19 protein-coding genes are annotated in these 22,861 nt (G+C 66.9%); 16 read left to right on the top strand and 3 right to left on the bottom strand.

Features of this window, described 5'->3' with window-relative positions:
* Nucleotides 1-20 precede the first annotated feature (20 nt).
* The 11 genes from FHT98_RS10110 (at nt 21) to FHT98_RS10060 (ending at nt 14,106) form a co-directional block, all read left to right on the top strand.
* Nucleotides 21-2,315, top strand: a complete 2,295-nt coding sequence (locus tag FHT98_RS10110; RefSeq protein ID WP_185745123.1) for a glycosyltransferase — start codon at nt 21-23, stop codon at nt 2,313-2,315.
* Entirely contained in the window at nt 2,312-3,151 is an 840-nt protein-coding gene (locus FHT98_RS10105) for a class I SAM-dependent methyltransferase (protein ID WP_142113936.1), read from the top strand. The genes FHT98_RS10110 and FHT98_RS10105 overlap by 4 nt, the downstream gene beginning before the upstream one ends.
* The gene (locus FHT98_RS10100) at nt 3,148-4,395 is read left to right on the top strand and encodes a glycosyltransferase family 4 protein (RefSeq protein WP_142113935.1); all 1,248 of its coding nucleotides are present in this window, start codon (nt 3,148-3,150) and stop codon (nt 4,393-4,395) included. The genes FHT98_RS10105 and FHT98_RS10100 overlap by 4 nt, the downstream gene beginning before the upstream one ends.
* Nucleotides 4,392-5,171 (top strand): hypothetical protein, encoded by a 780-nt coding sequence (locus FHT98_RS10095; RefSeq protein ID WP_091860589.1) that lies wholly within the window; start codon nt 4,392-4,394, stop codon nt 5,169-5,171. Before FHT98_RS10100 ends, FHT98_RS10095 begins: the two co-directional genes overlap by 4 nt.
* A gap of 4 nt (nt 5,172-5,175) precedes the next feature.
* Nucleotides 5,176-7,377 carry a glycosyltransferase family 2 protein gene (locus tag FHT98_RS10090; RefSeq protein WP_142113934.1) on the top strand — a complete coding sequence of 734 codons (2,202 nt, stop codon included), beginning with the start codon at nt 5,176-5,178 and terminating at the stop codon, nt 7,375-7,377.
* A gap of 38 nt (nt 7,378-7,415) precedes the next feature.
* Nucleotides 7,416-8,684, top strand: coding sequence for a glycosyltransferase family 4 protein (locus tag FHT98_RS10085; protein ID WP_320409856.1), 1,269 nt, complete (start codon nt 7,416-7,418; stop codon nt 8,682-8,684).
* Between the two features lie 32 nt (nt 8,685-8,716).
* Nucleotides 8,717-9,913, top strand: coding sequence for a polysaccharide pyruvyl transferase family protein (locus FHT98_RS10080; protein ID WP_142113933.1), 1,197 nt, complete (start codon nt 8,717-8,719; stop codon nt 9,911-9,913).
* Nucleotides 9,910-11,085, top strand: a complete 1,176-nt coding sequence (locus FHT98_RS10075) for a glycoside hydrolase family 32 protein (RefSeq protein ID WP_142113932.1) — start codon at nt 9,910-9,912, stop codon at nt 11,083-11,085. The genes FHT98_RS10080 and FHT98_RS10075 overlap by 4 nt, the downstream gene beginning before the upstream one ends.
* Nucleotides 11,082-12,539 carry a polysaccharide pyruvyl transferase family protein gene (locus FHT98_RS10070; protein ID WP_091860579.1) on the top strand — a complete coding sequence of 486 codons (1,458 nt, stop codon included), beginning with the start codon at nt 11,082-11,084 and terminating at the stop codon, nt 12,537-12,539. The genes FHT98_RS10075 and FHT98_RS10070 overlap by 4 nt, the downstream gene beginning before the upstream one ends.
* Before the next feature lie 91 nt (nt 12,540-12,630).
* Nucleotides 12,631-13,665, top strand: coding sequence for a GSCFA domain-containing protein (locus FHT98_RS10065; RefSeq protein WP_170843487.1), 1,035 nt, complete (start codon nt 12,631-12,633; stop codon nt 13,663-13,665).
* A 93-nt stretch (nt 13,666-13,758) separates the two neighbouring features.
* Nucleotides 13,759-14,106: a hypothetical protein gene (locus tag FHT98_RS10060; RefSeq protein WP_142113930.1), complete on the top strand. Its 348-nt coding sequence runs from the start codon at nt 13,759-13,761 to the stop codon at nt 14,104-14,106.
* Nucleotides 14,107-14,148: 42 nt separating this feature from the next.
* Here the strand turns inward: FHT98_RS10060 and FHT98_RS10055 are convergent, their stop codons facing one another.
* On the bottom strand, nt 14,149-15,474 hold the full coding sequence (locus FHT98_RS10055) for an MFS transporter (RefSeq protein WP_113584392.1): 1,326 nt from the start codon (nt 15,472-15,474) through the stop codon (nt 14,149-14,151).
* A 183-nt stretch (nt 15,475-15,657) separates the two neighbouring features.
* On the opposite strand from FHT98_RS10055, the gene cyoA reads away from it, so the two are divergent.
* Genes cyoA through FHT98_RS10030 form a run of 5 tightly spaced genes read left to right on the top strand, consistent with a single transcriptional unit; the run spans nt 15,658 to nt 20,519 of the window.
* Complete coding sequence (gene cyoA / locus FHT98_RS10050; protein ID WP_142113929.1) at nt 15,658-16,740, top strand: ubiquinol oxidase subunit II; 1,083 nt, start codon at nt 15,658-15,660, stop codon at nt 16,738-16,740.
* Nucleotides 16,741-16,751: 11 nt separating this feature from the next.
* Complete coding sequence (gene cyoB / locus FHT98_RS10045) at nt 16,752-18,752, top strand: cytochrome o ubiquinol oxidase subunit I (RefSeq protein WP_142113928.1); 2,001 nt, start codon at nt 16,752-16,754, stop codon at nt 18,750-18,752.
* Nucleotides 18,753-18,761: 9 nt separating this feature from the next.
* On the top strand, nt 18,762-19,394 hold the full coding sequence (gene cyoC, locus FHT98_RS10040; RefSeq protein WP_061966279.1) for a cytochrome o ubiquinol oxidase subunit III: 633 nt from the start codon (nt 18,762-18,764) through the stop codon (nt 19,392-19,394).
* Entirely contained in the window at nt 19,391-19,762 is a 372-nt protein-coding gene (gene cyoD, locus FHT98_RS10035) for a cytochrome o ubiquinol oxidase subunit IV (RefSeq protein ID WP_142113927.1), read from the top strand. The genes cyoC and cyoD overlap by 4 nt, the downstream gene beginning before the upstream one ends.
* 10 nt (nt 19,763-19,772) lie before the next feature.
* Entirely contained in the window at nt 19,773-20,519 is a 747-nt protein-coding gene (locus FHT98_RS10030) for an SURF1 family protein (RefSeq protein WP_142113926.1), read from the top strand.
* A 7-nt stretch (nt 20,520-20,526) separates the two neighbouring features.
* Here FHT98_RS10030 and FHT98_RS10025 read toward each other — a convergent pair whose 3' ends face one another.
* Together FHT98_RS10025 and FHT98_RS10020 are read right to left on the bottom strand one after the other, a co-directional pair.
* On the bottom strand, nt 20,527-21,528 hold the full coding sequence (locus tag FHT98_RS10025; RefSeq protein ID WP_142113925.1) for a 4-hydroxyproline epimerase: 1,002 nt from the start codon (nt 21,526-21,528) through the stop codon (nt 20,527-20,529).
* Nucleotides 21,529-21,538: 10 nt separating this feature from the next.
* Entirely contained in the window at nt 21,539-22,780 is a 1,242-nt protein-coding gene (locus tag FHT98_RS10020) for an NAD(P)/FAD-dependent oxidoreductase (protein ID WP_142113924.1), read from the bottom strand.
* Nucleotides 22,781-22,861: the final 81 nt, after the last annotated feature.

Below are 22,861 nucleotides of genomic sequence, written 5' to 3'. Positions count from 1 at the left end.
CGTGCCGCAGGAACGCCCCAATGCTTTCACTTGCGCCCGTCGCGATGGCGACGACACCGCCGGCCCAGCTCGAACTCCACCGCCTCGGCGGTTCGGTCTTCCTGCTCTGCTGGACGCTCGAGGCCTCGCCGTTCGGCAAGCCCGCGATCGCGCTCACGGGCGGTGGCCGGCGCCTGCCTGCGGCCTCGATTTCGCTCGGCCTGCGCGATGGACGCGAGCGGCTCGTCGTCGCCTTCCGCTCGTCGGGCCATGACAATGTCGTCGCGACCCTCACCGATCACGGGCCGCAGGGCGATGTGACGGCCGGTTTCGACCCGACGCTGGTTCATGGCCTCGCCGACCCGGCCGAGCTTCTGAAGGAGCTTGCCCCGCAGGCGCGCCTGACGCTCGCCAATGCGCTGGTCCGGTCCTGGCCGCCGCTGTTCGGTCTCGCTGCGATCCCGAACTACCTGTCCTTTCTGCGTCAGCTTCTGCTGACCCTGTTTCCCAAGCCGGCGGCAATGCAGCCGACCGCGGCCCTGGTCGAAGGCCAGTGGCTGTTCGAGACGGCCGTGCCGGCCGATTTCGGTGCCTTGCAGGGCGTCGCGCGCCTTGATGGCGCCGGGCTTTCGCGCCTCGATCTCAAGGCTCGGCTGGGTGCCACCGATCGCAGCGGCAAGCGCGAACTTCATCTCGTGCTGGACGCGCCGCCCAGCCGTGGCGGCGGGCTCCTCATTCTGCAGGGCGAGCGCTCGCTCGTGCTGCGCGCCTTGCCCGGCCGGCAGGCGGCGGCTTCGCTCGGCCGCTGGTGGGCGGGCAAGGCCGCCAGCCGGGACGGATTGCGCAACTGGGTCGTCGAGCAGCTTGCGGGGTTGTCCGAGCAGGGCCGCCTGCTCGCCATCGAGATGCAGCGGCGCGTGCCGCTCGCCGTCCAGCATGTTCGCCGCAGCGACGATCTGCCCGCTGCCGAGCTCGATCTCGCTGTCTGCAACCGGGCGGGGCTCCTGATCGGCGGCTGGCTGCGCGATCCCGACGATCTCCTGGAGGAGGTGCTGCTGCATCGCGGCAATGGCGAGCCGATCGCGATGCTCGCGCATTTGCAACGCTTCCCCGTCCGCCTGCCGGCCGGAGCGGATGGCGAGACGCGCGCCGCCACGGGCTTTGCCGGTTTCGCCTCGGATTATGCCACCGGGGCGCCGGTGCTGCAGCCGCGCTGCGAGATCAAGCTGAAATCCGGCACGACGCTGACGCTGCGACCACCGGTGCAGCCGGCCGATGCCGTGACGATCCGGGCGAGGGCGCTCGCGGCGATCCCGCCGCAATATCTGACTGCCGATATGCTGGAGACGACGCTCGCGCCGGTGCTCGCCGCCTGCCAGGAGGACTTGCGCGACAGCCGGCCCGAACCGACTGTCAGGACGTTCGGCCAGCCGCTGGCGCGGCCGAAGGCCTCGGTCGTGATTCCGCTCTACCGTGTCTATGATTTCCTGCGCGTGCAGGTCGCGGCTTTCGCCGGCGACCGCTGGTTCGCCGAGAATGCCGAACTGATCTATGTGCTCGATTCACCCGAGCACGAGGCGGAGGTCGCTCACCTCCTCGGCGGATTGCATCTTGCCTACGGCCTGCCGATGCAGCTCGTGGCGATGCGGCGCAATGGCGGGTTCTCGGCCGCCTGCAATGCGGGCGCGAACCAGGCACGCGGCGAGGTTCTCGCTCTCGTCAACTCCGACGTGATCCCCACCGCCAATGACTGGCTGCCGGCATTGATCGCCAGGCTCGACCGTGGAGCACGGGTCGGCGCCGTCGGCCCGAAGCTGCTCTACGATGACGGCTCGCTGCAACATGCGGGGCTGTTCTTCAAGCGCGACAGCAAAGGCACCTGGCTCAACCATCATTACTTCAAGGGCATGCCCGGAAGCTATGCGCCGGCCAATGTCGAGCGGCCGGTGCCCGGCGTCACCGGGGCCTGCATCGTCATGGCGCGCGATCTCTACGAGGAGCTCGGCGGCTTCGACGAGAGCTATGTGATCGGCGATTACGAGGACAGCGACCTCTGCCTCAAGATCCGCCGCGCCGGCTTCGGCATCCTCTACGTGCCGGATGTCGCGCTCTACCATCTCGAACGGCAGTCGATCGCGCGCAGCGTCGATTATACGCGCGGCGCCGCCTCCCAGCACAATGCCTGGCTGCAAAGCCAGCGCTGGGGCGCGCAGATCGATGCGCTGATGCAGGCCTTCGAGACATCCGCGCCGGAGCTCGCCTTGCCGGCGCCCGTCGCTCCCAGCGAACCCGACCTTGTTCCCCGCTTCGGCTTCAGGAGAGCGACCGCAGCATGACCGCCCTGAGACAGATCGCACCAGAGCCCGTTCCCGCGGAGGTTTCCGCCGGGCCGGAGCTCGACTGGCTGATGGCGTCGCTGCAGAGCAACCGCTTCATGCCGCATCCGCCCCCGGACTCGATCTTCGTCGGCGACGGCGACTATCGCGCGATCGGCGCGGAATTCCTCGGCCATTTCATCCGGATCGGCCGGCTGAAACCGCATGAGCGCGTCTTCGATATCGGCTGCGGCATCGGCCGCATGGCGGTGCCATTGACGCAGTATCTCGATCTTGAGCGCGGCAGCTATGACGGCGTCGATCCGGTGATGGAGGGCATCCTCTGGTGCGCCCAGACGATCACGCCGGCCTATCCGCGCTTCCGCTTCCAGCGGCTCGACATCGCCCATCCGCTCTACAATCCGCAAGGGTCTCTGCCGGGCCTGGAGGTCCGCTTCGGCTTTGCCAATGGCAGCTTCGATTTCGTGACGATGACCTCCGTCGCGACGCATCTGCCGCCGGAGGAACTGGTGGTCTACCTGCAGGAGGCGGCGCGCCTGCTGGCTCCGGGCGGGCGCCTCTTCCTGACTGCCTTCGCGATCGACGGCACCTCGACGGGGCAGGAGCGCCTCTCGTTCAAACGCTGGCAGGACGGGCCAGGCTGGTACGCCATCGACGAGGCGCCGCTTGCCGCTGCCGGCATCGATAGCCGTTTCCTGCTGGAGCAGGTGACGCAGGCCGGGCTCACTGTGGAGGCGCTGCGGCCCGGGCATTGGCGCGGCATCAGCGCGGCGCATTACCAGGACCTGCTGATCGCGACGAAACCGGGGGGCAAGGCACCGGGAGGCACGGTATGAGCCGGCGCATCCTCGTCGTCGCGCATAACCACCCCTCGCTGCATCCGGGCGGCACCGAGATCTTCGCGCATGACCTGACGCAGGCCTATCGCGAGCAGGGCTGCGAGGTGCTGTTCCTCGGAGCGACCAATGCGATGCATCGCGAGCCTCACCCCGGCACGGCGCTGCAGGCGATCGGCGAGGATGTGGTGCTGTGGAGTGCGCATTACGATCGCTTCCACATGAGCCAGATCGACCATTACGGCACGTTGCAGGACCTTGCCACGCTGCTGGAGGAGTTCCGGCCGGACGTGATCCACGTCCATCATCTCGTGCTGATCGGCGCGGAGTTCCTGACGCTGGCCCGCCGGCTGCTGCCGCAGGCGTCGATCGTGATGACGCTGCACGACTACTATCCGATCTGCCACCATGACGGTCTGATGGTCCGGCCGGGCGACCGCCAGCGCTGCAACGGCTCCTCGCCCTCGGCCTGCCATGGCTGCTTCCCCGAGATCGGCTCCGATCGCTTCCTGCTGCGCGAGCGCTTCATCAAGACGCATCTGGCGGCGGTCGACCGTTTCGTCGCGCCCAGCCGCTTCCTGCGCCAGCGCTATGTCGACTGGGGCCTGCCCGGCGAGCGGATCGAGGTGATCGCCAATGCCCGCCCGGCGCAGGAGGCCGCGCCGCATCGGCAGGCGAAAGGTCGGCGCACCAGCTTCGGCTATTTCGGCAACCTCAACCCCTGGAAGGGCGTGCTGCCGCTGCTGCAGGCGGCGCAATTGCTGCACGCTTCCGGCGCTACCGAGTTCTCGCTGCGCATCCATGGCGGCGCGCCGTTCCAGAGCGAGGCCTTCACGACCGCGCTCGATACCGCGCTCGCTGGCGCGGAGGGTGTCGTCACGCATTGCGGGGCCTATTCCCGTGACGAAGTGCCGGGCCTGATGGCCGAGGTCGACTGGGTGGTGATGCCCTCGATCTGGTGGGAGAACGCGCCGCTCGTCATCCAGGAAGCGTTCCAGCACCGCCGGCCGCCGATCGTCAGCGCCATCGGCGGCATGGCCGAGATGGTGCGTGACGAGATCGACGGGCTGCATGTCCGGCCGGGCGATCCGGCCGCACTGGCTCGCACCCTTCGCCGGGCGATGGATGAGGCTGGCCTCTGGCAGCGCCTCGTCCACGGCATCGCCGAGCAGCCAACGCTAGCCGGCTGCGCCGGCCGCTACCTCGCCCTCTTCGATGACCTCAAGCTCGCGGAGGCCGCATGACAACGGCTCAGTACCAGGACAACGAAGTCCGCCTTCCCGAACAGGACCAGGAGGTCCGCCTTCCCAATATCAACCCCTCGCGCCTGAACGGACGGGTCGATGCCCTCGACGGCAGCCGCCTGCATGGCTGGATCTGGGACGAGGCCCGCCCCGACGAGGCGATCACGGTCAGGGTTTCCCTGGACGGCAAGGTCGTCGCGGAAGCAAAGGCCGACCAGAGCCGCATCGACCTGCGCCGCAACGGCATCGGCGACGGCAAGCACGCCTTCTCGATCGATCTCGACGAGACGCTGGTTGCAGCGCGTGCGCGCCTGACGGTCGTCGGCGTCTCCGCGGCGACGGGCGTGGAGCTGGAACTGCGCCTGCCGGCGGCGGACGAGCTCGCGGCGGAAGCGGCGATCGCCGTGCCGCTGGCACGCTTCTTCGACAAGGTCGAAATGCTGATCGTGCTCAACCGGCGTGCCCAGCTCGCGCAGAAGGAGCTCAACGAGAAGCTCGACCGCATCGCGGCGCGGCTCGAAGAAAACCATGCGCTGGCCGAGGCGACCAAGGCCGAGACCGAGAGCCAGACCGAGATCGTGCGGAGACTCGGCGAGCTCGACGTCTTCCAGTTGCGTTTCGACGGCACGCTGCGCGGCTTCGACGAGCGGCTCGATGCGATCCGCAAGGAGGCGCGGGCGCCGCTCAGGCAGGTCACCGTCATCCTCGGCTTCCTGTCAACACTCGCGGCGGTGATGTCCTTCGTCACGCTCGCCGTCACCTTGTGGGGAGGCTGAGGCGATGAGCGAGGTCATCGTTCCCGACAGGATGGCGGTCGCGCAGGCACCGACCGTGGCCTGGACGCCGCTCGGCGAGAACGCGATCCTCGTCCGCAGCATCTGCGACGCCATTCCGGCCAAGGTGCCGGTCGCGGTCGACGGCAATCCGCGCAACCGCGCGCAGACCATGGTGCTGAGCTGGCGCCGGCCCGGCGCCGAACCTTCGGCGGCCACCGGTTTCCTGTGTCTCGCGCCGGCGCCCAGCGTCGACGGCAGCGGCACCGGCGCGCTGCTGATCGGCAGGCCCGGCCGGCCGCTGCGCCTGATCCTGGCGCCGAAGCCGCAGCCCCTGCAGGCTTTCCTCTCCGAACTCGCGGATGATGCCGGGCAGGCTTTCCCGAGCGTGGTCGACGGATTGCTCGAAGTGCTGCTGACCGGCGCGCCCAATCCGCGGCGTCTCAGGGCCGTGGCGATGCTGCTGCAGACGGTCGCGCGGCCGGGCGGCTTCGTCGAGGTGATGGGCAGGCTCGACGATATCGCGGGGGCGGAACGCAGTATCTTCCTGCAGGGCTGGACCTCTCATTTCGCCGCCGGGCGGGTGAAGCTGCTGATCTCGCATGGAGGCCTGTCGCCGGCCCATCTCGAAACCGGGACCTTCGAGCGCGACGATCTCGGCGAGGGCGCGCGCGGCTTCTTCGGCCTGCTGGAGGATTGTCACGTCCAGCATCCCGGTGAGATCGAACGGCTCTATTTCCGCGGCAATGACGGCTGGCGTGCGCTCGAGGTCTATGAGCGTTACGTCCTGCTCGAACCGATCACCGTGCCCGGCCATCTGCGCGACGGCCTGCAGCGCGGCACCGCGCCCCAGGCGACCGCCGACAAGCTCAAGCGCGCCTCGCAGCGCTTCGACGGCCGCGACACGGTCTGCCTGCTGGAGGAGCCGGTGCGGGCCGGCATCGACTCGGTGACCGTGGTCGAGGGTACTGGCGTGCTCATCATCGGCTGGCTGTTCGATCCCGAGCGCCGGGTCGGCGGCGTCACGCTGCGCAGCGGCAACCAGTCCTGCGCCGTCGACCGCTTGTGGACCCGCGTGCAGCGCGCCGACGTGACGGCAGCCTTCATGGAAGACCCGCGCTTCGGCCCGGCGCTGGCATCCCGGCGCAACAATCACGGCTTCATCGTCTTTGCGCCCAAACTCCTGCCGGAGGTCGGCCAGCCGTTGCATCTCGCCTTCGAGGTGCAGGGAACCGGTCCCGCCTTCCTGCCGCTCGAACCCAATCGCGCCCCCGCGCGGCGGGCGCTCGAGCGTGTGCTCGGCCTGCTCGATGCCCGTTCCTCGACGGCCAATGCCGTGGTCGAACGGCAGATCGCGCCGGCGCTGCAGGCGGCCGAGATCGCGCCGCCGCGCGCTGCTGAGACGCTCGATGTCGGTGCTTTCGACCCGGAAGCTGCGCTTGGCCTCGTCATCGGGCTCGATCATCGCCATCGCGAATTGTCGGCGCTGTTCGCCTTGCTCGCGATGGACCCGGAAGCGCGGCCCTTGCCGATCGTGCTCGCGGCACCCTCGGAGAGCTTCGACCGCGTCGGAGCGGAAGCGCGCCGGCTGGCACGCTTCTATGGATTGTCGGTGCGGCTCGTTGCGGTCGAGGGCGTCGAGGATGCCTGCGACGCGCTGGAGGCTGGCGTTCGCGCCTGCCGCTTCAACACTGTCGCTCTGTTGTCCGGTGCCGCCCAAATCCGCATGCCCGGCTGGCTCGGCCGGCTGGAGCGGGCCTATCGGGCACGTGGCGGCCAATGCGTGGCGAGCCCGACGCTGCTCTTCGAGGACGATTCGATCCGCTGGGCCGGCGCCTGGCTGGAAGGCGAGGGCGCGAGCCGGCGCATCGCCAACCGTTTCGTCGGCTATCCGCTGGAGGCCGTCGGCAATCTCGGCCCGATGGAGGTCGCGGCCGGCGCCAGCGAATGCTGCGTCCTGTCGCGCGCCGCCTTCATCGAGGTCGGCGGCTTCGCGCGCAACTATTTCACCACGGCGGAGAAGGGGCTCGATCTCTGCCTCAAGCTCCGGATGGCGGGCTCGCCCTCGCTCTGGGTGCCCGATGTCGAGGTCTACGCGGTCGATGACGGCGAGACCGCCGCGCCGCATGCGGGTGTGCTCGCGCAGCTTGCCGACCGCACCAGCTTCGACCGGCGCTGGGCGCTCGCCATCTCCAACATGAAAGGCTGAGGATGCGGGTTCTCGTGATATCGCACGGCCATCCTTCGATGTCCCTGGGTGGCGCGGAGGTGGCCTCCTACAACCTGCACAAGGGGTTGCAGGCCGGCGAAGGCGTCGATTCCCATTTCCTCGCCCGCGTCGGCGCGCCGACGCCGCGCCATGCCGGCACGGCGCTGATGAGCCTGCGCCAGCGCGGCGGCGAATTGCTCTACTACGCCGAGGATTACGACCACTTCCTGATCTCGAACCGGGCAACCGAGGAGATCGAGCGCGATTTCGTCCGCGTGCTGAACGACCTGAAGCCGGATGTGGTGCATTTCCACCATTTCATCGGGCTCGGCCTCGAATGCCTGTTCGCGGTGCGCGATGCGCTGCCGGACGCGCTGATCGTGGTGACCTTCCACGAATATCTCTCGATCTGCCACCACCATGGCCAGATGGTGAAGACCGGGGCCTTCAAGCTCTGCTACCAGGCGTCGCCGACCGACTGCAACGCCTGCTTCCCCGACATCTCGCCGGCGCGATTCCTGGCGCGCGAGACCTTCATCAAGGGCATGCTGGGGCTCGCCGACCATTTCGTCTCGCCGAGCCGCTTCCTCGTCGACCGCTATGTCGACTGGGGCCTCGCCGAGGATCGTTTTTCGGTGATCGAGAACGGCATCGACGTCGCCGGCGCCGCGCCACCCCGGCCACTCCCGGAGGGCAAGGGGCGGCGTTCGCGCTTCGCCTATTTCGGCCAGCTCACGCCCTACAAGGGCGCCGACGTGCTGATCGATGCGGTGACGCGCATTCCCGAGGACGTCTGGGGCGAGGATTCGATCCTGCTGGTCTATGGCGGCAACCTGGAACGGCAGCCGCAGGCCTATCAGGACAAGTTCGCCAAACTCGTCGAGGCGGCCGGACGGCGGGTGCGCTTCTGCGGCGCCTTCCAGAACCGCGAAATGCCGAACCTGATGCGTTCGGTCGACTGGATGGTGATGCCCTCGGTCTGGTGGGAGAACTCGCCGATCGTGATCCAGGAGGCGTTCTTCCACGGCCGCCCGATCCTGGCGAGCAATCTCGGCGGCATGGCCGAGAAGATCACCGACGAGGTCGATGGCCTGCATTTCCGGCCCGGCAGCCCGGAGGATCTCGTCGATTGCATGACGCGCGCGCTGACCGAGCCCGGCCTCTGGGACCGACTGCGCGGCGGCATCAAGCAGCCGATGAGTCATGTCGAATGCGCCGGGACGCATCTCGATCTCTACCGCCGCCTGCTGGCGGAACGCAGCAAGCCTGCGCCCGTGCGGCAGGACCCTGCCGCGATGATCGCCTGAAACCATAACGAAAGAACAGGGGAGACCCGACCATGGCCCGCATCCTCGTCATCAGCCCCTCCGGGGAGGTCTATGACCACGACAATGTCCGCTGGTATCGCCATGCCGATCTGCAGAGCCATATCGAGCACTATCACAATATCGGCGACGCCTTCGTCTTCGATTCCTCGCTGAAACTGCTCAATTTCGAGAAGCTCGACGAATTGCCGATCGACCGCGTCGATCCCGCGATGATCGACCGGCTCAATGCCGAATACGATTACGTCTTCCTGCGCGGCTCCAACTATGTCCATGCGCAGATGAACTGGGCGCAGGCGCCCGAGGTGCTGCGCCGGCTGAAGATCCCGGTGATTGCCTTCGGCATCGGCGCGCAGGCGCCGGTCAGCGGCAAGCTGCAACTGAGCGAGGACACCAAAACGGTGCTCAAGCTCATTTCGGATTCGACGGCCTCGCTCGGCGTGCGCGGCACCTATTCGGCGGAGGTGCTGAACGATCTCGGCATCAAGAATGTCCGCATCATCGGCTGCCCGACGGCGTTCCGGAACAACGATCCCAATCTCGCCATCCGGCTGCCGCCGCTGGAGCAGGTCAAGACCGCCGGCGTGACGCTCAGGCGCGAGGTCTCCAAGACCTACGCGCAGGATATCAAGCGCTACCTCACCTTCCACCGCTCGCTGGTGAAGGCGATGGCGGATCGTTTCGAGGTCACGCTGATGTCGCAGGGCGAGGTCGAGGAGAAGAAGCTCGCGCTCGGCACCATCGACCAGCAGGCGCAGGCGATGACGGCACTGCGCGCCAATGAATGGGCCAATAGCTGGTATCTCGACGAGCAGGTCGAGCGTCTCTACCAGACCCGGATGTTCTATTCCGACGTGGTCGCGGAATACGAGCGATTGGTGCGTGGGCTCGACCTCGTGCTCGGCTACCGTCTGCACGGCAACTTGATGGCGCTCGCGAACGGCACGCCCTCGATCTACTTCACCTATGACAGCCGCACTGTCGAGTTCGCGGACACCTTCAAGATCCCGAGCATCGACGTCTTCGCCGGCCAGGATTTCAAGCTGGAGGAACACTGGGACCAGGCGCGCTTCGATCGCTTCAACGCCGCCTATGGGCAGGTCTACCGCGCGATGAGCGCATTCCTCAGCGAGAACAAGGTCGACCACAAGATGGTCAAGCCGGCTGCGGCTGCCCAACAGGCGCCCGCGCCGGAAAGGAAGGTGGCATGAGGGGCGCTCGCGCCCTGCAGGCGGCCCTGTCGGCCGCATGCCTGCTGCTGCTGGCGCTGCCCGCGGTCGCGCAGGGCTACCGGCTCGAGCTCGCGCCCGGCGCGCAGGAGGAGACGGTGGTCTCCTGGGCGCGCGAGCGCTGCGAGGAATGGGACCTGCCGGACGCGCCACTGCGCGCCTTCCGCGACGATAAGGGCGAGGTCGTCGCCTTCGCCAGCCATTACCGCAGTCGCCCGCTGATCGGCCGTGACCTCACGTCGCTCCGCAAGAGCTGCGCGGTCTCCTTCCAGGCGAAGAACAGCGCTGATCCGAGCCAGTTCAGCGACAAGAGCTGGATTGCCGCGACCTGGACCGATGATGGCCGCCATGTCCAGGCGCTGATCCATGCCGAATACCACGCCGACAAGCATCCCGGCGCCTGCCGCTTCAAGGAGGCGATGAGCTGCTGGTACAATGTCGTCACCGCCGCCCGGTCCGATGATGGCGGGCGCAGCTTCAGGACCGACGAGCCGCGCCCATTGGTGGCGGCACCGCCCTACAAGCAGGAAGTCGGGCAGGGCCGGCATCGCGGCTTCTTCAACCCGTCGAATATCGTCCAGAAGGACGGCGCCTGGTATTCGCTGATCGCGACGACCGGCGGAGAGGGCCAGAAGAACGGCGTCTGCCTGTTCCGGTCGACCGACCTCAAGGATCCGACGACCTGGCGCGCCTTCGACGGGCAGGATTTCACGATTCCGGCGGTCGATCCCTATCGCGACGATCTCAGCCAGGCGCGGCCGTGCCAGCCGCTGAAGCACCTGCCGACCACGGTCGGCTCGGTCACCCGGCACGAGGCGAGCGGGCAATGGCTCGCGATCTTCCATCTCGGCCCCGATCCCCGTCAGGGCATTGTCGGCGGGCGCGTCGCCTATAGCTGGTCGAAGGACCTCGTGACCTGGTCGCCGCTGCAGACGCTGGTCACGCACCCGACCATGTGGAGCAAGGATTGCAGCGACCGTGAGCGCTATGGCTACGGGGCCATCGCCGATCCGGCCTCGACCTCGCGCAACTTCGAGACCACGGGCGATCAGCCCTATCTGTTCATGACCAGGATGCATGTCGCCGGCTGCAAGCTCGGCCCCGACCGCGATCTGGTCCGCCTGAAACTTCGCTTCGTCAAGGAGGGCTCATGAACGCGCCCGCGCACCCTGTTCCGGCCAGCCAGGCCGTGCTGCCCATGAAGATCCTGCGCGCGACCACGCAGGAGGTCGTGGTCCTCGTGGCGCGCGAGCCCGGCGGAGCGTGGGCGCCGCTGCGCCTGCTGCTCGATGGGCAGGAATACGCCACGATCCATCCGGGCGCGCTCGTCACCGGCGATGCGACGGTGGCGGAGATCGCCATTCCGCTGCCGGCCCTGCCCGAGACACGGCTGCGCTCCATCGCGGTCGCGGATGCCCGCACCGGCGCGTTGGCGCCCGGCTCGGAACTGCGCCCGGTGTCGAAGACCAAGGCCCTGCGGGCGCTGGTGATCTATCCGGCGGGCGAGGTCTACGACCATGACAAGGTGCGCTGGTATCGCGCGCCGATGGAGAAGCTGCTCAGCGACTATTTCAACATCGGCGACATGATCGTCTACGATTCCACGCTGAAGCTCCTCGATTACGCGCATCTGGAGCCGATGAAGATCATGTCGCCCACGGATGCCGACATCGCGCGCTATGCCAGCGAGTTCGATTTCGTCTTCGTGCGCGGCTCGAATTTCATCCATGAGAGCATGGAATGGTTCCGCGCCGTCGAGGTGCTGGAGAAGGTCAAGCTGCCGGTCTACGCCATCGGCGTCGGCGCGCAGGCGAGCCAGAACCGCAAGATCGAACTGCCCGAGGCTTCGAAGCGCTTCTGGTCGATCGTGGCCGAGCGCTCGGCGGCGATCGGCGTGCGCGGTGCCTTCAGTGCCGAGACGCTCCGGCAGAACGGCATCCGCAATGTCGAGGTGGTCGGCTGTCCCTCGATCTTCCGCACCCGCAATCGCGACCTCAAGATCCGCATCCCAGACCAGCGCGATATCCGCAAGGTCGCGTTCAGCCTGCGCCGCGAGGCCGACAAGAGCTATACCGCCGACCCGGAAGCCTATCTGCGCAACCAGAAGGCTGCCCTGCTCAAGGTCGACAGCCAGAGCGAGATGGTGATGTCCTCGCATGGCGAGCAGGAGGAGAAGGCGTTCTTCCTGCGCGACCCCGTAGCCAAGGAGAAGGCTGTCGCCGAATTCACCCGCACCGGCTGGTGGAGCGGATCGGACGACGCCGCGATGCGCCGGATCTACGAGAAGCAATTGTTCTCGTTCTTCGATGTCGAGCATTACGACGCCTTTGCCCGCTCGCAGGATCTTGCGGTCGGCTATCGCGTCCATGGCGTGCTGCCGGCCGTCGCGCATGGCGTGCCCGGCGTGCTCGTCGCCTATGACACGCGCAGCCAGGAGCTGGCCGAGACGCTGAAGATCCCGGTCGTGCCCGAGGCGGCCTTGGCCGAGGGCGGCTGGCGCGCGGTCTATCAGGAGGCGGCGCTGAACGGCCTCGCGAAGAGCTATGCCGGCTCCTACGACCGGATGCGCGGCTTCCTCGACCGGAACGGCATTCCCCACCGGATGTGAAGGCCGATCCGGGGGCATGAACGGCTTCGCCAAGCCTGGCGGGGCGCGAAGGCTTTCCGGCCTATCGGCTTCCACGAACCAGGAGACGATCATGAAGATCGAATACGATGCAGGCACGGCGCTTTCGATCATGCGCGGCAACCCGGTGCGCGGCTGGACCTCCGGCAAGCCCGAGAAGATGGCCAGGGAGCGCCTGACGACCGGTGACTATCTCGCCGTGGCGCACAAGCCGAAATTCAGGATCGACCCGTCCTGGCCGATCTTCACCATGGGCTCCTGCTTCGCGCGCGAGGTCGAGAACATCCTGATGCTGCGCGGCCTGCCGCTGCTGCTCGCAGGCCATGGCGTGCCGGCCGAGCATTTCGAGAGCTGGAGCGAGGAAACCGGCCGCGGCGGCGGGGCCGATCGCGGCCAGCTCAGCCGGGGCGCGCTCAACAAATATTCGGTGCGCTCGATGACTCATGAGCTGAAGCGTGTGCTGCTCGGCGAGAGCTATCCCGACGAGGGGCTGATCGAGCTCGCGCCGGGGCAATGGTTCGATCCGCAGGCCAGCGGATTGCGATTGCTGGATCGCGAGAGCGCCTTCGCCAATCGCAGGCGCCTGACCGAGGCGACCGCGCAGATCAAGCAGGCGCGCATCTGCTTCTTCACGCTCGGCCTGACCGAGACCTGGCAGGACGCCGAGACCGGCATCGCCATGAACGCCCATCCCGGCCCGACCTGGCTGCAGCGGATGCCGGAGCGCTTCCGCTTCGTCGATTACGGCTACGACGCGACGCTCGCCGACATGGAGGAGATCATCGGGCTGATCCGCGAGCATTGCCATCCGGAGATGCGCTTCGTCGTCACGGTCTCGCCGGTGCCGTTCGGCGCGACCTTCAAGGACGCCGATGTCATCGTCGCCAACAGCGCCTCGAAATCGCTGCTGCGGGCGGTGGCGGAGGAATTGTTCCGGCGCCACGACTTCGTCGACTACTTCCCGAGCTACGAGATCGTGTTGAACTCGCCGCGCGCGCTCGCCTTCCAGGACGATCAGCTCCACATTGCCCGCGACATGGTCGCGCATGTGATGTCGACCTTCCAGAGCGCCTATCTGGCGCCGGCGGAGCAGCCCCAGGCCGCCTGACGGCTCGATGCGGTTTCGCGCTTGTTTCTGAAAAGCGGGGGGCGTCATCCGTATGGACGACGCCCCCCGCGCGGTATGGGAGGACAGGACATCATGAGGATCGTCGCCGCATCGGCCCTGTGCTTCCTACTCTGGCAACCCGTTCAGGCTGAAACCCTGTTCGTCGCTTGCGATAACGGCCGGCGCTGCTTCCGGGCGCCATGCCCGGCCCGCGACGTCCTGCTCCTGCCCTCCAACCGGCGCCTGTCGCGCACGGACGCGTCGCTGACGCAACTGACGGAAGCCGAGCGCAAGCGCATGGCGGAGGTCAGCGGCACCTATTACGGCACGATCGTCTTCGCCGGCGAGATCGATGAGGGCCGCAAGCCGCCTGTCGCCGCCACGCGCATCGTCCGCGAGGCGACGAAGGCCGAAGCCGCGCTCTGCCGGAAGCGGCCCTGAAGCGCGTGCGGGCGAGGCCTCTTCGTCGAGGCGGAGAATGCCTTAGCCGTAGCGCCCTTCCAGCCGCCGGTCGATCCACAGGGCCGCCAGCGTGCAGAGCGCGCCGGAGAGCAGGTAGAGGCCGACCCAGGCGAGGCCGAAGCTGCTCGACAGGGTCAGCGCGACCAGCGGGGCGAAGCCGGCGCCGATCAGCCAGGCGAAGTCGGAGGTCAGGGCCGCGCCGGTATAGCGGTATTGCGCCTTGAAGCTGGAAGCGACCGCGCCGGCGGTCTGGCCATAGGCGAGGCCGAGCAGGCCGAAGCCGATGATCACGTAGATCGTCTGGCCGGCAAGGCTGTCGCCGAAGAGCAGGGGCGCGACGATGCTCGACAGGCTGAACAGCGCGATCATCCCGCCCGAGAGCAGCAGCGTGTTGCGGCGCCCGATCTGGTCAGCGATCAGGCCGGAGGTGACGATCGCGCCTGCGCCGACCACGCCGCCGGCGGCCTGCACCAGCAGGAACTCGGAAACCGAGCGGTCGGTGAAGAGATTGATCCAGCTCACCGGGAAGATCGTGACGAGGTGGAAGAGCGCGAAGCTCGCCAGCGGCACGAAGGCGCCGACGATGAGGGTGCGGCCGTGGACGCGGATGAGCTCGAACACCGGGACCGGCATCAGCTCGCGGGTTTCCATCAGCTGGGCGAATTCCTGGGTCGCGACCATGCGCAACCGGGCGAAGAGCGCGACGACGTTGATCGTCAGCGCGACGAAGAAGGGATAGCGCCAGCCCCAGCCGAGGAAATCCTGCTTCGAGAGCGCACCCTCGAAATAGGCGAAGAGCCCGGCCGCGAGGATGAAGCCGAAAGGCGCCCCGAGCTGCGGCAGCATCGCATACCAGCCACGGCGGTTGGGCGGGGCATTGAGCGCAAGCAGGGAGGACAGCCCGTCCCAGGCGCCGCCGAGCGCGATGCCCTGCAGGAGTCGGAAGCCCGCGAGGATGACGATCGACCAGATGCCGAGCGTCGCATAGCCCGGCAGGAAGGCCACGCCCGCCGTCGAGCCGCCGAGCAGGAAGAGGGCGGCGGTGAGCTTGGTCGCGCGGCCGTAACGGCGGTCGATGGCGAAGAACAGCACCGAGCCGATCGGGCGGGTGACGAAAGCCAGCGCGAAGATGCCGAAGGAATAGATCGTGCCTGTCAGGCGGTCGGCGAAGGGGAAGACCAGCTCGGGGAAAACCAGCACGCAGCCGAGGCCGAAGACGAAGAAATCGAAATATTCCGAGGTCCGGCCGATAATGACGCCGAGCGCGATATCGGCCGGCGACACGTGGTCGCGGCCATGCTCGTCCGCCGGATGCCTCGTTGAATGGTTCGCCGCGTCAGCGCTCATGACCGCGAATTCCTCGTTGGGAGGCGAGCCGGCCGAACCGGACTTGCCCGCACCTCGTACAAATGGATACGGTGGATAGAAGCCACCCGTCAAACCATCGCAATGAGACAGATTGTCTTATGTGCGGTGCGAAAGAATGGGAATAGAGAACGGCAGTCCCGGATGAGGGAGGTCTCGAGTCTCTTGCGGATCTTTCGTTTTTTAGCGGTCCTGCCGCTCTTCGCGCTGCTCGGCGGCTGCCAGATGGTGCTGCTCGGCCCGTCCGGCGATGTTGCGTTGCAGCAACGCAACCTGTTGCTCGCCTCAACCGGGCTGATGCTGCTGATCATCGTGCCGGTGATGGCGCTGACGATCTTCTTCGCCTGGCGCTACCGCGCCTCGGCCAAGGCCAGTTACGATCCGGACTGGAACCATTCGCTGCCGCTGGAGGTGGTGATCTGGTCGGTGCCACTGCTGATCATCATCGTGATCGGCGCCATGACCTGGATGGGCACGCATCTGCTCGACCCCTATCGCCCGCTCGACCGCATCAGCGCCGGCAAGCCGGCAGTCGAGGCGAAGGCCGGCGGAAACGGGGCCCGGAAGGAGCCGCTCGTCATCGAGGTCGTCGCGCTCGACTGGAAATGGCTGTTCCTCTACCCGGCGCAAGGCATCGCCTCGCTCAACGAGGTGGTGGCGCCGGTCGACCAGCCGATCGAGTTCCGCATCACCTCGTCCTCGGTGATGAACTCGCTCTTCATTCCCGCGCTGGCCGGCCAGATCTACGCGATGCCGGGCATGCAGACGAAGCTCAACGCCGTGATCAACCATGCCGGCGAGTTCGAAGGCTTCTCGGCCAATTACAGCGGCGCCGGCTTCTCCGACATGCGCTTCCGCTTCCGCGGCGTCGACGACAAGGGTTTCGGCGACTGGGTGCAAGGCGCGATCCGCACCGGCAGCCCGCTGGGGCGCGAGGAGTATCTCGTGCTGGAGAAGCCGAGCGAGCGCGAGCAGGTCCGCTATTTCCGCGACATCCCGTCCGATCTCTTCAGCGCCATCCTCAACATGTGCGTCGACCGGGCCAAGATGTGCACGCGCGACATGATGGCGCTGGATGCCAAGGGCGGCGGCGGCAAGGAAGGCATCCATATCGTCGCGCAGCTCGAATACGACAAGAGCGTGCGCCGGGGTGGGCAGCCGATGCCGCCGCGACCCTTCGTGACGGCGATCTGCACGCCGACCGATGTCTACGGCACCGCGGGCGTCACCGCGCGCGTCGCCAACTGAGGCTGGGAACGATGACCTCCTATCCCGACTGGTGGAAGCTGATCTTCGGGCGCTTCACCTTTGAGGCGATCCCCTATCACGAGCCGATCCTGATCGGGACCTTCGCCGCGGTCGCGCTCGGCGGCCTCGCGCTCATCGCGCTGGTTACCCGCTATAAGCTCTGGGGCTATCTCTGGCATGAGTGGTTCACCAGCGTGGACCACAAGAAGATCGGGATCATGTACATGATCCTCGGCGTGATCATGCTGCTGCGCGGCTTCGCCGACGCGCTGATGATGCGCGGCCAGCAGGCGATCGCGTTTGCCGGCAACGAGGGTTACCTGCCGCCGCATCATTACGACCAGATCTTCACGGCGCATGGCGTGATCATGATCTTCTTCGTGGCGATGCCCTTCGTCACCGGCCTGATGAACTATGTCGTGCCGCTGCAGATCGGCGCGCGCGACGTCGCCTTCCCCTTCCTCAACAATTTCTCCTTCTGGATGACGGTGAGCGGCGCCGTGCTGGTGATGATGTCGCTGTTCATCGGCGAATTCGCCAAGGTCGGCTGGCTCGCCTATCCGCCGCTTTCGGGGGCCGCCTACTCGCCCGGGGTGGGCATGGACTACTACCTATGGGCCCTGCAGATCGCAGGCGTGGGCACGACGTTGTCCGGCGTCAATCTGATCGCGACCATCGTGAAGATGCGGGCGCCCGGCATGGAGATGATGCGGATGCCGGTCTTCACCTGGACCGCGCTGTGCACCAACGTCCTGATCGTCGCGACCTTCCCGATCCTGGCGGCGACGCTCGCGCTGCTCACCCTCGACCGCTATGTCGGCACCAATTTCTTCACGAACGATCTCGGCGGTAACCCGATGATGTACGTGAACCTGATCTGGATCTGGGGCCACCCGGAGGTCTACATCCTCATCCTGCCGATCTTCGGCGTCTATTCCGAGGTGGCCTCGACCTTCTGCGGCAAGCGCCTCTTCGGCTATGCCTCGATGGTCTATGCGACGGTGGTCATCACCATCCTGTCCTATCTCGTCTGGCTGCACCATTTCTTCACGATGGGCTCGGGCGCCAGCGTGAACTCGTTCTTCGGCATCACGACGATGATCATCTCGATCCCGACGGGGGCGAAGATCTTCAACTGGCTGTTCACGATGTATCGCGGCCGCATCCGCTTCGAGCTGCCGATGATGTGGCTCCTCGCCTTCATGCTGACCTTCGTCATCGGCGGCATGACCGGCGTGATGCTGGCGGTGCCGCCGGCCGATTTCGTGCTGCATAACAGCCTGTTCCTGATCGCCCATTTCCACAACGTCATCATCGGCGGCGTGGTCTTCGGCGTCTTCGCCGGCATCGCCTACTGGTTCCCCAAGGCCTTCGGTTTCAAGCTCGACCGGTTCTGGGGCCTGCTCTCGTTCTGGTTCTGGGTGATCGGCTTCTACGTCGCCTTCATGCCGCTCTATGTGCTCGGCCTGATGGGCGTGACGCGGCGGCTCAGCCGCTTCGAGGACCCGTCGCTGCAGATCTGGTTCGTCGTCGCCGCGATGGGCGCGGTGCTGATCGCACTGGGCATCCTCTGCTTCATCATCCAGATCGCCGTCAGCATCATGCGCCGTGAGCAACTGCGCGACGTGACCGGCGATCCGTGGGACGGGCGCACGCTGGAATGGTCGACCTCCTCGCCGCCGCCGGCCTACAATTTCGCGTTCACGCCGATCGTGCATGATCTCGATGCCTGGGCCGATATGAAGAAGCGCGGCTATAGCCGTCCGCTCGGCGGCTTCAAGCCGATCCACATGCCACGGAACACGGGTGCGGGCGTGATCATCGCCGGGCTCGCGACGGTCTGCGGATTCGCCTTGATCTGGTACATCTGGTGGCTGGCGGCGCTGACCTTTATCGGCGTGGTCGCGACCGCGATCATCCACAGCTTCAACTACGACCGCGACTTCCATATCCCCGCCGACGATGTCGTGCGGGAAGAGGACGCGCGAAGCCGACAGCTCGGACGGGCCTGAGGGGCGATGATGGCCAAGGCGAAAGCACAGGCTCAAGCCGCGAGCGTGCCGGCATTCTACGTCACCGGGGACGATCACGCCCATTCCGGCGGCTCGACCATGCTCGGCTTCTGGCTCTATCTGATGAGCGACTGCCTGATCTTCGCAGTCCTCTTTGCGACCTATGGCGTGCTGGGCCGGAACTACGCGGCCGGGCCTTCCGGCGCCGATCTGTTCGACCTGAGGCTGGTCGCGGTCAACACCGCCATGCTGCTGTTCTCCTCGATCACCTATGGCTTTGCCATGCTGGCGATGGACAAGGGCAAGCAGGCGCTGATGCAGCGCTGGCTCGTCGTCACCGGGCTGTTCGGCCTCGCCTTCCTGGCGATCGAGCTCTACGAGTTCGCGCATCTCATCCGCGAGGGCGCGACGCCGATGCGCAGCGCCTTCCTGTCCTCCTTCTTCACGCTGGTGGGCACGCACGGCCTGCACGTCACCTTCGGCCTGATCTGGTTGACGGTGCTGATGGTGCAGGTCTCGAAGCGCGGGCTGATCGAGGCGAACCGCCGGCGCCTGCTGTGCCTCTCGATGTTCTGGCACTTCCTCGACGTCATCTGGATCGGCGTCTTCACCTTCGTCTACCTGATGGGCGTGCTGAAATGAGCGGTAGCCACGACCAAGCCGAACCGCATGGCGTCCATGGCGACGACCATGCCCCGCATGGCAGCTTGCGCGGCTATGTCACCGGCTTCCTGCTCTCGGTCGTCCTGACCGCGATCCCGTTCTGGCTCGTCATGAACGACATGCTCGGGAATGCGACGCTGACGGCGATCGTGATCATGGCTTTCGCAGCCGCGCAGATCGTCGTCCACATGGTCTATTTCCTGCACATGAACGGCCGCTCGGAGGGAGGCTGGAACATGATGGGGCTGATCTTCACCCTCGTCATCGTGGCGATCGTGCTCGCGGGCTCGCTCTGGGTGATGTTCCACCTCAACAGCAACATGATGCCGGACATGCACAGAATGTAAGGCAGGGCCGATGTCGGTGGATGCGGGCGGGCACACGCGCGGTGGGTTTGCTCGATTCGCCTTTGCCGCCGCGCTCTGTCTCTTCACGCTGGTCTTCGCCGGGCTCGGGATCTGGCAGGTCGAGCGCCGAAGCTGGAAGCTCGACCTGATCGCCCGCGTCGAGACGCGAATCCACGCGGCTCCGGTCGCAGCGCCGGGGCCGGCGGCGTGGAGCGAGATCGATGCGGCCTCCGACGAGTATCGTCGCGTCGTCCTGCAGGGCCGCTATCTCGATGCGCCGGAGACCCTGACCATGGCGGTGACCGAGCGCGGGCCGGGCTTCTGGGTCATGGCGCCGTTCCGCAGCGATACCGGCTTCACCGTGCTGATCAATCGCGGCTTCGTGCCGGAGGATCGGCGCGGGGCGAATGAGCGTCGTGCGGCGGGGAGCGGGGACACGAAGGTCGTCGGCCTGCTGCGCCTGAGCGAGCCTGGGGGTGGCTTCCTGCGCAGCAACGATCCTGCGGCCGGCCGCTGGTATTCGCGCGATGTCGCCGCGATCGCCTCTACGCGAGGGCTAGGAGAGGTCGCGCCCTATTTCGTCGATGCCGATGCGGCCACCGAACCCGGCCCGTTGCCGCAGGGCGGCATGACCCAGGTCAGTTTCCGCAACACGCATCTGATCTACGCGCTGACCTGGTTCTGCCTTGCGCTGATGAGCGGCGGGGCCGCGATCTTCCTGATCCGCCGGGGATCGGACGAGCCGTCCGCAAGCTGAAGCGGCCTCAGGTGACGACGAAGCCGTGGGCGAAGGGGTCGCGGTCGTCGATGAAGATCGTGTTGTAGCCGGTCATCCGGGCCCAGCCTGCGATGGAGGGGATGATCGCCGGGCGGTTCGCCACGGTTACTGCGGCCTCGACGCGGCCCTTGAACAGCGAGCCGATGATCGATTCATGGATGAACTCGTCGCCGACCGCGAGCTTGCCCTTGGCAGCGAGCTGCGCCATGCGGGCCGAGGTACCGGTGCCGCAGGGCGAGCGGTCGATCGCCTTGTCGCCATAGAACACGGCATTGCGGGCATGAGCCTCGGGCTTCGTCGCCTTGCCGGTCCACTGGATATGGCTGAGCCCCTGGATCTCCGGGTGTTCGGGATGGACGAACTCGTATTTCTTGTTAAGCGCGGCGCGCAACTTGGGCGACCAGCCGACCAGTTCGCCGGCGGTATGGTCGGCCATGTCGCGGAAGTTCTTCTGCGGCTCGACGATCGCGTAGAAATTGCCACCATAGGCGACATCGACGACGATCTCGCCGAGGCCCTCGACCTCCGCCGTCAGGCCTTCCGCATAGAGGAAGCCCGGCACATTGGTCAGGCGGACCTCCTCGACGAAGCGGCCCTCCTGGCGGTAGACGATATCGACCTTGCCGGCGGGCGCCTCGATCGAGAGCTTGCCCGGCTCGCGCGGGGTGATCAGCCCGTTCTCGATGCCCATGGTGATCGTGCCGATGGTGCCGTGGCCGCACATCGGCAGGCAGCCCGAGGTCTCGATGAAGAGCACGGCTACGTCGCAATCGGGGCGGGTCGGCGGATAGAGGATCGAGCCCGACATCATGTCGTGGCCGCGCGGCTCGAACATCAGGCCGGTGCGAATCCAGTCGAACTCGCGCAGGAAATGGGCGCGCTTCTCCAGCATGGTGTTGCCTTCGAGCCGCGGGCCGCCGCCGGAGACGAGCCGCACTGGATTGCCGCAGGTGTGGCCGTCGATGCAGGAGAAGGTGTGGCTGGCCATGGTCCGACTCTCAGAAGCGCTGCGGTGAGAAGGGAGCGATGTCGATGGCTGGCGGCCGAGCCGTCAAGAGGTCGGCGACCAGCCGCGCGGTGCCGGCCGATTGCGTCAGGCCGAGATGGCCATGGCCGAAAGCGTAGACGACGCGTGGCGTGACGCGGGCCCGGCCGATCGCCGGCAGGCTGTCCGGCAGGGAGGGGCGGAAGCCCATCCATTGCACGCCGTCATCGGGCTTGAGTCCGGGCAGGAAGGTGCGGGCCTTGGCCAGCATCGCCTCCGAGCGGCGGAAATTCGGGGCTAAGTCGAGCCCGCCGAGCTCGACGGCGCCACCGACGCGGATGCCGATCGACAGGCGGCTGACGACGAAGCCATGGCCGCCGAAGGTCACCTGCGTGCGCAGGTCGAAGGCATCGGGCGGCAGCGTGGTGTTGTAGCCGCGCTCGGTTTCAAGCGGGATGCGCTCGCCCAGGCTCTTGGCGATCCGGTGGGAGAAGGCGCCGGCCGCGAGCACGACCTGCTTCGCCTGCCGCGTCTGGCCGCCGCGGGCCACGATCGTGACGCCGCCGTCGGAAGGCGCGAGGCTCTCGACCTCCAGCCGCTCGATCGTGCCGCCGCGGGCGCGGAAGTGGTCGGCGAGCGCGACCGTATAGCCCTGCGGATCGGCGATCGAATACCAGCCGGGGGTGAAAGTGCCGTGGGTGAAGCGCGGGGCGAGGCCAGGCTGGATCTTGGCCATGCCGGCGGCGTCGAGATGGCGGAATTCGATGCCGTGCTCCTCGCGGGCCTGCCAGCCCGGCAGGGATGCCTTCAGTTCGGCCTCGCTCTCATAGACCTGGAGGTTGCCGTCCTTGCGCAGCATGGCGAAGGTGCCGGTCTCCTGCAGGAAAGGCTCCAGCTCCGCCTTGGACAGATCCATCAGGGCGGTTTGCGCCGTGGTGGAATGGGCGACGCGGGCGGGCGAGCAGGCCCGCCAGAAGCGGAACATCCAGGGCGCGATCTTGAGCGCATAAGCTGGCGGCACCGAGAGAGGTCCGAGCGGATCCAGGAGCCATTTCGGCGCCTTGCGCAGGATGCCCGGCGAAGCGAGCGGCAGGATATCGGTGAAGGCAAAGGCACCGGCATTGCCGGCGGAGGCACCCGCCGCCGGCCCGGTCTTGTCCAGCACGGTGACCGACAGGCCGCGCCCCTGCGCCGCAATCGCGGCGGAGAGGCCGACCACGCCGGCGCCTATGACGATGACATCGGGATTGGCCATCAGCGGGTGCGTTTCGCGAATGCGTCTTGCGGTTTTGACCCGGGCCGATGACCGGCCGGGGATATCAGCATGGAGTTGGCC

It is taken from the genome of Allobosea sp. AK1 (genome assembly GCF_006714945.1).
Lineage (GTDB): Bacteria > Pseudomonadota > Alphaproteobacteria > Rhizobiales > Beijerinckiaceae > Allobosea > Allobosea robiniae.
Note: the sequence above shows the minus strand (reverse complement) of the source record. Positions and strands in the feature narration are given on the sequence as shown.